The organism is Pasteurella canis, from assembly GCF_020810675.1.
Taxonomy (GTDB): domain Bacteria; phylum Pseudomonadota; class Gammaproteobacteria; order Enterobacterales; family Pasteurellaceae; genus Pasteurella; species Pasteurella canis.
Genome location: NZ_CP085871.1, coordinates 848358 through 863820 on the forward strand (window position 1 = coordinate 848358; position 15463 = coordinate 863820).

Sequence of the window (15463 nt, forward strand, 5' to 3'; positions counted from 1 at the left end):
TCGTCACACCCAACCTAATTGTGATAAAATTAATAAACCCACTGAAGAAGTAATAATCGCACCTAATGTGGTTAAGGCAATAGTATTGGCTGCACTGGTACCATTACCGCCCATACCACGTACCATCGCATAAGTAATAGTCGCCATCGGTGTTGCTGCCATTAAAAATAAAATACCCATATTCATACCAGATAAACCAAATAATTTACCTATACAGACCATAAAAATAGGGGCAATAATCACACGCCCAATACTTCCCCAAATCACTGTTCGAGAGCCACTCGCACTCCCATTGAATTTAACACTGGCTCCCGCGCAAATTAATGCTAAGGGTAACGTCATACTCGCAAGGTAGTTTCCCGTCGTTTGTAATGTTTTTGGAAACTGTAGTTCTAGTCCATTTACCACATACCCTAACACAATGGCAATAATCAAAGGATTTTTAATGACATTTTTAACAATCCCCCAAAAACTGACTCGTCCATCAGCAAACGAACGGCTTAAGGTAATCACGCCTAATACATTAAATAAAAAGATCGTCGCTGCCGCATAAATTGAAGCAGGAGCTAACCCAGCCTCACCATATGCATTAATACATAATGCTAAACCTAAAATGCCATTATTACCACGATAGACACCTTGTACAAACGTACCGCGTTCTTGCTTTTCCACGATGAACTTTGCAGCAACTAGCTCTGCCATAATAAAAAGTAATAATGTGCCTGTGAAACTTGCTGCAATGGGTAATAACTGTGAGCGAAACTCTACTGGATTACTCGTAATATTTAAAAATAACAAAATAGGTAAAGTAATATTAAAAATAATTTTTGTTGCTTGTCCTGTAAACTTATCATCTACTATGTGCAATCTTTGTAAAACCACACCGAGTAATAACATTAATACTGTGGGTAAAGTAACACTCATTGAAAATAAGAACGAGGAAAGAAAATCGGTATTATGCATATTTATATTACCTGTATTGAATCAAATCGCTTTCTCTAAACGCCATTTACGGTTAGAATTGCGCAATTAACACTTTTGGTCATTATGCAAAATTTCACCCAAAATGACCGCACTTTTTCTCTAATTAGGATAAATTATGTCGATTACATTATCTACCAAACAAAAGCAATTTTTAAAAGGTCTTGCTCACCACTTAAACCCAGTGGTGATGATCGGTAACAATGGTTTAACTGAAGGTGTATTAGCCGAGATTGACAATGCACTAGCACATCACGAACTCATTAAAGTCAAAATTGCAGGCGCAGATCGCGAAGTAAAACAATTAATTATTGATGCGATTGTACGTGAGACAAAAGCTTGTACAGTACAAACTATTGGGCATATTTTAGTCCTCTATCGCCCAAGTCAAGAACCCCAAATTCAATTACCACGTAAGTAATCAATATAAATAATAATAAATAAAGAGTAAGAAAAACGGCAATAAATGCCGTTTTATTTTTCATATAAAAAAGGGTATTGCACATTCAATACCCTTTTGTTTTATTATTTTAGTGGAAAATTACCATTGATAACCGATACTACCACCTAGGTTAACATCGCCACGGCTATTTACACCACCACCCAGCTTAATCGAGATCTTGTTGTTGTCAGAGTTTCTTGCATAACCGACTGCAACTGCTGACTCACTCTTATAATGTCCCACACCTAATGAAACAAGGCTCTTACCTGCTTCATTTGGACGTTGTAAGAAGGCAACTGCTGTTGCACCTGCAACACCTGCACGTAGATCTTTATCAACTTTATTGATGTGATCACCCAATTTATTGATTGCGGTTGTATTATTGTTCACTTGTTGTTGAACTTTATGTAACTGGCTACCATTCACTGCTTGCTTGCTAGTTGCACTCACTTCACCATCAGCCACGCCGTTAATCACGTTGTTACCCATGTTGATTGCTGCACCTTTCTCTACAGTAAATTTCTCTCTAACTGTTACACCTTTCACATCAATATTGTCTTTCAGTTTGACACGAATTGTATCACCTGCTACTTCAGTTTCGATATTTTTATCGTCACCTTTCACTTTCACTGTTGTACCAAGTTTCGCTTTGTGCTCAGTACCTTTATCCGCACCAAACACTAAACCATCGTTCATGGTCGCCACTTGCTCTTCTGTGCCATCTGGTTTTTTATAGACAATGCGTGTTTTACTATTGCCATCTTTACCATCATTGCCATCTAAGCCTTTCACGCTATCTTTCACGCCAATGATAGCATTCGCATTTTTACCATCTGCACCAGCTGGACCTGTTAAGCCGATAGTACCCACACCATCTTTACCACTGATAGCCACTGCATCTTTACCATCTTTACCGACGATACTGATACCATCTTTACCATTCGCACCATCTTTCGCATTGATGACGACAGCACCTTCACCAGGTTTACCATCTGCCCCTTTTGGACCGACAACAACAGAGTCTTTCACATTAATGCTATCTGCAAGACCAAATGTCACATTATGTTTATCATTGTCAACTGTTTTGCTGATCACAATATTACCATCAGTATTGTTCAAATCAACAGTGTGTTTTGGTTTCACGTTAGATACATTGTTATTCGCATTGTCATTAACCGAAATATTCCAGCCCGAAGCAGCAAGCTCTGCGGTTTCTTTCACAGCATGAAGCTGGCTACCATTCACTGCATCTTTGCTCGTTGGCGAAATATCACCATCTGCTACACCAGTAATCTTAACGAATTTATCCGCGTTTGGATTAGTAAGATTCAAAGTTGGATTACCGTCTTTATCTTTGGTTGTAGTCATAGATAATGATTCATTGCCGTCCTTATCAGTAAACTTAATTGAAGCATCTTGACCATCCTTACCATTCAAGACAATACCTGAAAACTCTGGACGTTCTTTCATTACCACTTCTAAACTACCTGTTGGATTACCATTTTGATCCGTAACAGCACGCACACCGACATTGCCACTTGATACTTTAGTATTGTCCTTGACAGTAGCTGCATCAACACCACCTTTGATACCTAATGTTTCATTCAATTTACGAGTCACAACAGTACCATCATTGCCCTCAAATTTCATACCATCGTTTAAGGTAGCAACTTCCTCAGTGATCGGTTTACCACTTGCATCCTTAATAGGATTACCATCTTTGTCTTTCAACGTGTAAACAATACGTGTTTTACTTGTACCGTTAGCACCATCTGTACCATCAACACCAGCAGCACCTTCTTTTACACCAATATCCGTTGAAACTGATTTACCATCAGCACCACGTGGACCAGTCAAACCAATCGTACCGTCTTTACCATTTAAGACTACACTTGCACCATCTTTACCAGTGACTTTAACAGAACCATCAACGCCTTCTACACCACCTTCCGTTGGTTTACCTAACGTAATATTATCCGCTAAGCTGACTTCTAGGGCTTTAGATTGACTACCATTTGGATTTGTTACATCAACAACTTTCGTATTGATATTACTATCTCCTGTAATCTGTGCAGCAGTACCTAAATCTTGCTTGAATTCATTACCCGCTTTATCTTTCAAGCCAAACCCACCATTTCCAGCAGAAGTAATATCAGTAATGGCATTTTTCAGATCGCCAACATTCACACCATTAGTTAAAACATCACCAGTGGCATCTTTTAATTTAACATCATTACCATTACGATCTTTCAAACCTGTAGCAACATTCACAATTTGGTTACCACCGTTATCTAATCCTTTTTCAGTTAGGCTTACAATTTTATCTGTATCACCCACAACATTTGGATCAGCTTTTTTCGTAATAGTCAACCCGTTACCGTTGAGGACGCTACTGCTATTATCCGTACCACCAACAAAACTCGCGCTGGTTAAGTCTTTTAATGCTTTAGCTAAAGCGATAGTAATCGTATTACCTTGAATCTGAGTCATAATATTCTGACCCGCATCAAAGTTAGCCCAAGTTGTATTGTTGACATGTCCTTTCACATCAACACGCGTATTGAGTTTGGCATTATGTACAGCTCCATCATTCGCACCAAATTTTAAGCCATCGTTTAGTGTAGCTAACTCTTCAACTGTTGGTTGTCCACCTTGTGTTGAATTTGGAATCTCATAAGTAATACGAGTCTTTTTATTACCATTAGGGTTATTTGGATCATCTGCTGTATTTGCTAAATCAGGATTTCCTTCAGCTACTTTAATTTTCGCCGTTGGTGCTGCTCCACCGGCTTGATTTGGCTGCCCCGTTAATGAGATAGCCCCTTCACCACCATCAACCACAACACGATCTATACCTTTGCCATCTTTTAATGTGACTTTACCTGCTTCCCCCGTTGAGTTAGGTGTAGCATCAGGTCCTTTACCTAAAGTTAATTGGTTAGCTAAGCTTACCTCAAGGGCTTTACCACCATTTTGACCATCTACTACTTTGGTATTCACATTTGAATCACCCGTAATTTGTGCTGTTTCGCCTAAGTTTTGTTTAAAGATTTGACCAGCTTTATCCTTTAAACCAAAACCACCTGTAGCATTAGGATTACCTTGATTATCATTACCGTTAACAACATTTCTTAAATCATTAACATTCACGCCATTAGTACCAACCGCATTAGCAAGATCTGTTGCTGTACCATCAGCTTTAGTTAAACCACTCGCAACATTCTTGATTTGCTTATTCCCATTGTCTAAACCATTATCAGTTAAACTGACTGTGTTATCACCTTGAGTAATAGTTAAGCCATCTTTGTTAATCACTGCACCATCTTTCGGATTACCAGCAGGATCACCAAATGTTGCACTAGTCAACCCTGACAATGCTTTCGCTAATGCGACAGTAATAGTATTACCTTGAATCTGAGTCATAATATTATGACCTGCATCAAAGTTATCCCAAGTTGTGTTTGTAGCTTTACCTTTTACATCAACACGTGTATTCAGTTTAGCATCATGTACATCACCTGTATTCGCACCAAATTTTAAACCATCGTTAAGTGTAGCTAACTCTTCAACTGTTGCACCACCAGTCGCAGCTGGAATTTCATAGGTAATACGGGTTTTATTGTTAGGTGCAGTATTAGGAGCTTCATCTGGCGTAGAACTTAAATCAGCTTTACCCTTAGCCACTTTAATCTTCGCACTTGGTGCATCTGTTGCTGGAGCTGTACCTGCTGGTAATGCATTACCAGTTAAAGTAAGAGAACCATCTGTACCATCAAGCACAGCACGATCTTTACCTTTATCATCAGTTAACGTCAATTTACCCGCTTCACCAGTAGCAGTTTCTGTACCCTGTCCTAATTTAATATTATTAGCTAAGCTAACTTCTAAACCAGTTGCATTATTACCTTCTTTTAGAATCTTAGTGTTAACATTGTTATCACCCGTGACTTTGATACTTTCACCTAATGGTTTTCTAATCGTTTCGTTATCTTCAGCTGTTAAACCAAAACCAGCTGCTTTAAGATCATTTAATTGTTTTACATTAACAGCATCGGTATCAGCTTCACCGGCTTTAACATTAGTGATTTTATTATCACCATTATTTAAACCACTATCAGTTAAACTGACATCTGGTTTACCATTATTAACAATTGTTACACCATCTTTATTAATCGTAGTTTTATCAGTTCCGCTACCAAAAGTTGCTTCTGTTAAATTAGAAAGGGTTTTAGATAATCTTACCTCTAATGTATTATTACCATCAGAAATTACACCAATATTTTTATCTGATTTTCCTGTTAGTTTAGTTGTATCACTTTCACCACCAAGAATTTTCATACCTTGGTTTGAGCTACGTGAAATAACTGATGTGTCACCATTTGGTTTACCTGCATCTGGATTACTTAAATTAGAGTTATCACCTGCAAAACGTAATGGACGCGTTAACGCAAATAACTGGCTACCATTAATCGCATCAGTACTGCTTTCTGACACTAAACCAGCTGATAAATTTTGAATACGACGCTCTGTTCCAACACCACCTAAAGTTACCACACCTACTGGTGCTAGATTTCCAGCAAAAGTATAACCTGATTTGTTTGAACCATCCGCAATATTTGCATACGCCTCATTACCAGCAGTAGATGCTCCTTTAACAACATATCCAGAGTTTGAACCTAGATAAACTGAGTTTGCTAAGGTTGCAGTAACATTATTACCTAATACAAAATAATCACTACCTTTGGTATTTAAAATGTTATTCGCACCAATAACCGATGAATTAGTTAATGTAAATTCTTCTGTTGAATCAGGATCTGGTAATTGAGCAATTTTGTTATTATGACCATAAACAAACAACCCACTTAAATCTTTTGCTAATTTTTTATCGCTGCTGATTTTGTTATCATAACCCGTAACATAAATGTCTTTTAGATCATTAGCTGGTGCAGCGGGTGGTGTACCAGGTACATGAGTCTTCTCTTCAATTGCACCAATACTGTTTTTATTACCAACAATTCGAGCATTTTCTTTCGCTTTAATTTCATTAGTATTACCAAAAATACCACTTTCATTAGCTGTTAACGTGCTGTTGGTATTACCTAAAGAATATGTTCCCTCGCCACTAATTACTGTAGTTTCTTTGTTACCTAATGCACCAGCATAACCGATACTACCTGAGTTTTTCCCTGTAACATTCTGGTGAGTACCAAAGGCAATTGAGTTTTCCCCTGTTGCATTCGCTTTAGTACCAATTGCATTAGAAGACACAGCTCCTGAAAAAGCTTCACTACCAAACGCATTACCAGTTAGTGAATTTGCTACCGCACGATCCCCAATCGCATTGGCTTTTTCCGCTGATGATGTTGCTCTATAACCAATCGCGATCGCGCGATCCACATTGCCTTTTTGGATGTCTTTATTTGATGCAGCTGATAAACTACCGATAGCAATAGAATTATTCCCTTCTGAGTTTGCCCCTGCACCAATCGCTAAACCATATTTATATGGTTGATTCGCGACAGCTGCATTAGTTGCACTACTTCTTGCTACGCCATCATCTAACTCAGCACTTCCTTCATAGAAAGTACCAATCGCCATTGAACCTACACCATGTGCACTGGCTTTATTACCAATTGCCACACTGCGTTCTTCTCTTGCAATAACACCTTGACCGATCGCCATAGAAAGACTAGCTTTGGCTTCAGTATTATCATAGTTCGATGGTTTTTCAGTTAAACCACTATCATTCACACTAAAGTAATGCGTTTTTTCTTTACTGATAATACTTTCTACTTGTCCCAAATTCACTGCATCTGTTGCAACTTTTGCAGTGGCTACATTAGAAATGCGAGTATTGTCTTTCAGTACAATTTTATTCTTAGCATCATCACCTTGTTCTGGTGCCCAGGTAGCATATCTAATTTCAGAGTTCGTACTACCATGGTTTAAGTTATTAAATTGTGCTTGTAGCTTTGTCGTCACATCATCAGAAACACGTTTTAATTGTGCTACTGTTACAGCATCTTGATCTTCTGCACCATCAGCTACGTTAGTTAAACGACGTAAAATACGCTGATTTTCATTCCCCTCTTGAGTTCCTACAGAAACAACAAGATTTGATTTTTTACCCGTTAAATATCCCTGAACCTCTGCAGTTGCTTTTGCAATAGAACCAGCACCTAATGCTACATTATTTGTGCTTGCGATTGCATTAGAACCAAGAGCTACAGCTAAATCACCTTCTGCTTTTGCCGCATACCCCACAGCTGCTGCTTTTTGTCCCATCGCTTGAGCATCATAACCAAATGCACTTGAGTCTGAAGCTGTCATAGCTTTGGCCCCTACAGCAGTACCACGTTGTAATGCTGTAGGTGTTGTATAATTATTAGTTGCATTACCGATAGAAACATTATCGCCCACGGTTTCTGTTGAGTTAGCTAAATTTGTACCAGCATAAATACCTAACGCAACATTAGCCTTACCAACAACGCCTTTACCTGCCTCAGTACCAATACCGATATTATATTGACCTTTAACACCTTCTCCAGCACTTTCACCAATATTAATATGAGAGTGCTTTGTACCATCTTTATCTGATTGTTGACCTTTACCTGCGTTTAAACCTATTGAAATCGTTTTGTTTGGTAAAGCTTGAGCTGTTTCACCAATTGCAATACTTTGTGAACTTAATGCCTCACTATTTTTACCAATTGCAATAGTCGACGCTGTATGAGCTTTTGCATTAGTACCAAATGCAAGAGCCGATTCTCCTTTTGACTGTGCAGTATTACCAAGTGCAATAGATTTTTCTGCAAAAGTTTCTGCAGTATCACCAATTGCAATAGAAGAATCAGAATCTTTATTTGTTCTTGCTTTATTACCTAATGCAATTGAGTTATCACTCGCTATTGCTTGAGCACTCGTACCGATTGCAATATTATTACTAGCAATTTGTTTTTTAAGATCTTTATTTGATGTAATTGCATCTTTACCAATCGCAATACTTGCTTTACCTCTACTGATAGCTTTATCGCCAATAGCAACTGAGCTTTCACCATCTCCATCACCAATCACATAAGAGGATGAACCATCATAAACCACATCACCTTCTTGTTTAGAACCTACTCGGGCATCATTACCAATTGCCACCCCTTTATTTGCAGTTTTTACAGCATAAGTACTATTACCCATAGCAACTGACTTCTCAGCATTTGCAATTGCAAAATGCCCAACAGCTAAGGCATCATCTTTTGAAGAAACTGCTTTAGGTCCAATAGCAATAGCATTCTCTCCACTAGCCTCTGCATCAGCTAAAGTTGATTTGACACGGAAGTATTTTATACCACTATATTCAGTACCTTCTTTTGAACCTAATGATGCAACCAATGTACTTAATTTCTCAAAATCTGCTTTATTAGCTTTTTTAGCTAATTCGGTATTTACAGTTGATTTATCTGCTTTTAAATTCAATCCTGTTGTTAATTCAGTTTTATCTGCTTTAACTGTTTTTAGTGAATCAACATCTGACTGATTTGCTTTTTGATTGACTGTCTTAGTCAAATCAGTAACTGTATTTTGATCTGCTTTCTGATTTACAGCTGAAGTTAATGTAGTTATTTCTTCTTTTGTTGCAACATTTTTTCCACCAACAGTTAAAGTTGTAGCAACGACTTCACCTACAGTAACCATATTATTAAAGGTTGCAGTATTATTAAATGTCGCTGTTCCTGTAAAAGTGGAAGCACCATTAACCGTCAAGTTATCTGCAGTGACATCCTGCGCCATCACAGATGCTGGTGAGAAAGTTAAAAGTGAGAGTACAGCTATGGCACTTAGTTTAAACGAGGTTGGAATACTTGTACTAACTTGTGCTTGTTGATGAGAAGGTAAAACACTATACGATTTCACCTTACCTTTTGAAGTTGTTAACTCCGATACAGCAATAAAAGTATTAGTTACATGGCTCCATATAACTCGATAAACTTTATTCATAAAAAAAGCCCCTTTGGATAGAAAATATTTAAATTAGAGATAGATTCAAACGCGAGATAATACAAATAAACACTAAATCTATAATCTGTAACTGATAGTCCTTGAGCAATAAGGACACTAAATCGACAATATTGGAGCATTTATTTTTAGGTAAGTAAATTGAGTGTATAGTGTTCAAAAAGAGAATACACATTAACCAATTGAAATATAAAGAAAAAGTTAAATGTAAAGTTAAGTAATATTCCCTTTAGATAAAGTTTACATAAAAAACATTATTTACATAGTAGAAATAAATATTATTTATCAATAAGTTATGAAGTTTTTATATAATCACAGTCTTTAGGTAAAATCATAAAAAAAGCCTGATATCTATACAGAAATCAGGCTTTAAAGAAAAGGGCTGTCACTACCTATAAATAGTTAACCTCAATAATCTCAAATTCCACTTTACCACCTGGTGTTTGAATTGAAACTATGTCATCGATTTCTTTCCCTACTAGACCTCGAGCAATAGGTGAATTAACTGAAATTAACCCTTCTTTAATATTCGCTTCATCATCACCTACAATTTGATAACTGACTTCTTCTTCAGTATCTATGTTAAATAAAACCACCGTCGATCCAAAAATTACTTTGCCATTATTTGGGATTTTAGTGACATCAATAATTTGGCTATTAGCTAACTTCCCTTCAATCTCTTGAATACGTCCTTCACAAAACCCTTGTTGCTCTCGGGCTGCATGATATTCTGCATTTTCTTTAAGATCGCCATGTTCACGTGCTTCTGCGATCGCTTTAATAATTTCTGGACGGCGTGTATTCTTTAAAAAGTCAAGTTCTTGCCTTAATTGTTCAGCTCCACGTATCGTCATTGGAATTTGTTTCATATTCTTTTTTTCTTCCTTTAAGATAAAAACAAACCGCAACATGGTTATTCACTATGCTGTGGATTGGTTAAAATAATTAATTACGAGAAAGGATTGATTTACTCTCGAAGATTCAAATACTATTATTGTTCTTCTAGGAAAAAATAGCAACTATTCGGACTAATTATGTACAAAGTATCCTCTTTTTTAACCGCACTTTTTCCAAACGCACTAAAAAGTGCTCTTTTCACATTAGTGCTATTTTTTAGTTATCCTCTCTCAGCCAATATCGATATGACAGAAATCTCCACACATTTACCAGAGGGGACGAGTTTTGCTTTCATTGCTAAAAATGTAGAAAGCGATCAAATGATTATTGATCATAATTCAACAACCTTTATGCTCCCAGCGAGTACACAAAAAATACTGACCGCATTAACTGCGAAATTAGCATTAGGTGATCAGTTTCAATTTGAGACTAGCTTATTGACAAATGGGAAAGTACAAAATCATGAGCTAAGAGGTGACTTAATTATTCGTTTTACTGGTGATCCTGATCTCACAAGTGGTCAACTATATCAGTTACTCGCCCAGTTAAAAAAACAAAAAATTAATAAAATCAAAGGTGATTTAATTTTAGATACTTCAGTATTTACTAGCCACGATCGTGGCTTGGGCTGGATTTGGAATGACTTAACGATGTGTTTTAATGCACCACCAGCCGCAGTCAATATTGATAATAACTGTTTTTATGTTGAACTAGACGCAAATCATCCTGTAGGCGAACAAGCAAAAATTATTATTCCCGCTCAATATCCTGTGCAAGTTTTTGGACAAGTCTATATTTCAACCCCAAAAGAAGCTGGTTACTGTCAATTGGATGCGGTTGTATTAGACAATAATCGCTACCAGCTAAAAGGATGCTTATCTCGAAAAAATAAGCCTTTTGGTTTGAGCTTTGCGATTCAAGATCCAAATGCCTATGCGGCTGCAATTATCCAACGAAACTTAACGCGTTTAGGAATTGAATTTAATGGCAAAGTAAAACAACCTTATCAACAACAAACTGGACAATTACTTGCACAACATTTATCAAAACCACTACCTGATTTAATCAAAAAAATGATGAAAAAATCAGATAATCAAATTGCAGATGCACTATTTAGAACCACTGCTTATCACTATTATAAACGCCCTGCTTCTTTCCCATTAGCAAGCCAAGCGATGCGACACATTTTACAGAGTAAAGCAGGTATTAAATTAGGTAATGCTATTATTGCTGATGGTTCTGGCTTATCACGCCATAATTTGATCTCTGCGCAAACATTACTACAAGTTTTAGAATATATTGCTAAAAATGAAACTACATTAAACTTACTTGATACTTTTCCCATTGCTGGTGTAGATGGCACATTAATGGGGAGAGGATCACTTATCAACGAACCATTAGTTAAGAACGTCAGTGCTAAAACAGGTGCATTAAAAGGTGTTTATAATCTAGCTGGTTTTATGACTAATAAACAGGGAAAAAAAATCGCTTTCGTCCAATTTATTAATGGCTATTCTACGGGGGATTTTGAACAAAAAACTAAACGTGCGCCATTAGTACAATTTGAAAGCCATATTTATAACGCAATTTATCAGGATTAATATGCAAGTTACACAGCTTTATCTCTACCCAATAAAATCAACACAAGCTTATCAAGTTTCTCAAGCTGTCGTCCAACCACAAGGGTTAAACTTTGATCGTGAGTTTATGTTAACTGAACTAGATGGCAAATTTCTTAGTGCGCGGAAAGATCCCGAACTATACCACCTTTTTACGTTTCCGATTCCTCTGGGGCTACAAATCCAACATAAAGACGGCGATATGCTGACGGTGTATTATCGTCACTTTCAACAACAGTCTGAATCAGAGGTGTGGGGAAATCATTTTCTATCTTGGGTTGCAGAAGCATACATTAATCAGTGGTTTAGTGAAAAAATCGGACGGCAGGTCCAACTACGTTGGATCGGAGAACAATCACAACGATACACTAAACGTCAACCAGATTCCCCTGTTTCTTTTGCAGATGGCTATCCTATTTTGCTTACCACACAAGCTAGTCTGACAGAGGTTCAAACACAATGTCCTTCTCAGATCAAAATGCTGCAATTTCGTCCAAATATTGTGATTGATGGCGAACATCCTTTTATAGAGCAAGAGTGGAAACAACTCAAAATTGGTAATGTCGTCTTTTTAAATGTTAAGTCTTGTACTCGATGTATTTTGACAGCGCGCGATCCTGATAAAAATACTGTTGATGCGAAGATGGAACCTTTTCGTACATTAAAAAAGATCAATACTAATGTAGATGGTCAACCCTTATTTGGCATTAATCTTATCCCACTCAATACGGGTATTATTCGTCTTCATGATAAGATTGAAATTATTGAGTAAATACAATGACAGGGGGTAATTCCCCCGTCATAAACAGAATAACGATTTAAAGTTCTCTCCTTTAATTGTTTATGACATAAAAAGATGTAGAAATGAACTAATACTCAATTTATAACGTTGGCTAGTAATCAATAAATATAAAAATGCCTAAATAAGCTCAGCTTAGATGTTCAAATAATGGAGTTTAATACGAAGTTTTGTCAAAATTGACCGCACTTTTTATATTGAAAACGCTATCAAAAATAAAATTTGATCTAGTGCACAAATTTTAATAATTCAATTTTTCTGACCAATAAAAATTTTACTTATTTATAAATAAGTTATTCTATGTCAATAATTCAAGTAAAAAATTTACTGCTTGAATTTTAGTTATAAGCACATTATCTTGTATCCAATTTTCCAATATATAACTATATCTTGTGTTTTCACAATTCTAGAAATAGGTCAGCAATATGAATAAAGCATTGAAAGTCACTAAACGTGACGGGCATCTTGAACCGATCGATCTTGATAAAATCCACCGTGTTATTACTTGGGCCGCTGAGGGATTGGATAATGTTTCCGTTTCTCAAGTAGAACTACGCTCACATATTCAATTTTATGAAGGGATCCGTACTTCTGATATTCATGAAACGATCATCAAAGCTGCTGCTGACTTAATTAGTAAAGAAAGTCCAGATTATCAATATTTAGCTGCCCGTTTGGCTGTTTTTCATTTACGTAAAAAAGCTTATGGTCATTTCGATCCACCTCGTCTTTACGATCATGTTAAAAAATTAGTACGCATGGGCAAATATGATCCCGCTCTACTGGTGGATTATACGCGTGAAGAATGGGATGAAATGGATAGTTATCTTGATCACTGGCGTGATATGACGTTCTCTTATGCTGCCGTCAAACAACTTGAAGGTAAATATTTAGTCCAAAACCGTGTCACAGGTGAAATTTACGAGTCTGCACAATTTCTCTATTTATTAGTCGCTGCTAGCTTATTCTCTAAATATCCACAAGAGACTCGTTTAGACTATATTCGCCGTTTTTATGATGCAACTTCAACTTTTAAAATTTCTTTACCTACACCAATCATGGCTGGGGTTCGCACACCAACGCGTCAATTCAGCTCTTGTGTCCTAATTGAATGTGGCGATAGCCTTGACTCTATTAATGCAACAGCTTCAGCAATTGTCAAATATGTTTCGCAACGTGCAGGTATTGGTGTCAATGCGGGTGCAATTCGTGCCTTAGGTAGCTCGATTCGTGGTGGTGAGGCCTTCCATACAGGTTGTATTCCGTTCTACAAATATTTCCAAACCGCAGTAAAATCCTGCTCACAGGGTGGAGTCCGTGGTGGTGCGGCAACAGTTTACTATCCAATCTGGCACTTAGAAGTGGAAAGTTTATTAGTATTAAAAAACAATCGTGGCGTAGAAGATAATCGTGTGCGTCATATGGATTATGGTGTGCAGTTAAATAAACTGATGTATCAACGCTTAATTAAAGGCGGTGATATTACGCTCTTTAGCCCATCAGATGTACCAGGACTATATGAAGCGTTCTTTGCGGATCAAAACAAATTTGAACAGCTTTATTTACAATATGAGCAAGATCCAAGTATTCGTAAACGTTCAGTCAAAGCTGTTGAATTATTCTCATTGCTTATGCAAGAGCGCGCTTCAACAGGACGAATTTATATTCAAAATGTCGATCACTGTAATACCCATTCTCCATTTGATCCGACCGTCGCGCCAGTACGCCAATCTAACTTATGTTTAGAAATTGCATTGCCAACTAAACCATTACAGCATTTACACGATGAAAATGGTGAAATTGCGTTATGCACATTATCTGCTTTCAATTTAGGTAAACTGGAAAACTTAGATGAATTAGAAGAACTATCAGATCTTGCTGTAAGAGCATTAGATGCGCTACTTGACTACCAAGACTACCCTGTTATTGCTGCGAAAAAAAGCTCACTTGCTCGCCGCTCATTAGGTATTGGCGTGATTAACTATGCTTATTATTTAGCAAAAAATGGTGTACGTTACTCTGATGGTAGCGCTAATGATTTAACTCATCGTACTTTCGAAGCGATTCAATATTACTTATTAAAAGCCTCAATGAATTTAGCTAAAGAACTTGGTGCTTGTGAGTACTTTAATGAGACAACTTATGCACAAGGCATTTTACCAATTGATACTTATAAAAAAGACATCGATAGCTTAACGAAAGAACCACTCCATTATGACTGGGAAACCTTACGTAAAGATATCCAAGAATTTGGTTTACGTAACTCAACATTAACTGCATTAATGCCATCTGAAACGTCATCACAAATTTCTAATGCTACGAATGGTATTGAGCCACCACGAGGCCATGTCAGTGTGAAAGCATCAAAAGATGGTATCCTTAAACAAGTTGTACCTGAATACGAAACTTTGGGAGAAAACTATGAATTACTGTGGGATTTACCAAATAATGATGGTTATTTACATTTAGTCGGTATCATGCAGAAATTCGTTGACCAAGCTATTTCTGCCAATACTAACTATGATCCACAACGTTTTGAAGATGGTAAAGTACCAATGAAACGCTTATTGGGTGATTTGTTAACTGCTTATAAATATGGCTTAAAAACACTTTATTATCAAAACACACGTGATGGCGCAGACGATGGTCAAGAAGACATTGATGATGGCTGCTCAGGCGGTGCGTGTAAAATCTAATTGATTATAAAATAATCTA

The 15463-nt window shown here is 37.0% G+C and carries 7 protein-coding genes; 4 read left to right on the forward strand and 3 right to left on the reverse strand.

The features are described from left to right. Nucleotides 1-3: 3 nt before the first annotated feature. Nucleotides 4-963 (reverse strand): AEC family transporter, encoded by a 960-nt coding sequence (locus K7G93_RS04070; protein WP_228400502.1) that lies wholly within the window; start codon nucleotides 961-963, stop codon nucleotides 4-6. Between the two features lie 136 nt (nucleotides 964-1099). Here K7G93_RS04070 and yhbY point away from each other — a divergent pair, with 136 nt between their 5' ends. Next, nucleotides 1100-1402, forward strand: coding sequence for a ribosome assembly RNA-binding protein YhbY (gene yhbY / locus K7G93_RS04075; protein WP_065518436.1), 303 nt, complete (start codon nucleotides 1100-1102; stop codon nucleotides 1400-1402). A 120-nt stretch (nucleotides 1403-1522) separates the two neighbouring features. On the opposite strand, the gene K7G93_RS04080 is transcribed toward yhbY, so the two are convergent. Both K7G93_RS04080 and greA read right to left on the reverse strand, forming a co-directional pair. After that, on the reverse strand, nucleotides 1523-9415 hold the full coding sequence (locus K7G93_RS04080; protein WP_228400503.1) for a YadA-like family protein: 7893 nt from the start codon (nucleotides 9413-9415) through the stop codon (nucleotides 1523-1525). A 410-nt stretch (nucleotides 9416-9825) separates the two neighbouring features. Further along, on the reverse strand, nucleotides 9826-10302 hold the full coding sequence (greA, locus tag K7G93_RS04085; RefSeq protein WP_049214206.1) for a transcription elongation factor GreA: 477 nt from the start codon (nucleotides 10300-10302) through the stop codon (nucleotides 9826-9828). A gap of 165 nt (nucleotides 10303-10467) precedes the next feature. Here greA and dacB point away from each other — a divergent pair, with 165 nt between their 5' ends. From dacB to nrdA, 3 genes are all read left to right on the forward strand, one after another. Further along, a complete protein-coding gene (gene dacB, locus K7G93_RS04090) occupies nucleotides 10468-11931 on the forward strand; it encodes a serine-type D-Ala-D-Ala carboxypeptidase (protein WP_226690554.1) in 1464 nt (487 codons plus the stop codon). 1 nt (nucleotide 11932) lies between these two features. Next, nucleotides 11933-12721: an MOSC domain-containing protein gene (locus tag K7G93_RS04095; protein ID WP_226690553.1), complete on the forward strand. Its 789-nt coding sequence runs from the start codon at nucleotides 11933-11935 to the stop codon at nucleotides 12719-12721. 452 nt (nucleotides 12722-13173) lie between these two features. Next, on the forward strand, nucleotides 13174-15444 hold the full coding sequence (gene nrdA, locus K7G93_RS04100; protein WP_115322623.1) for a class 1a ribonucleoside-diphosphate reductase subunit alpha: 2271 nt from the start codon (nucleotides 13174-13176) through the stop codon (nucleotides 15442-15444). The last annotated feature ends 19 nt before the right edge of the window (nucleotides 15445-15463 follow it).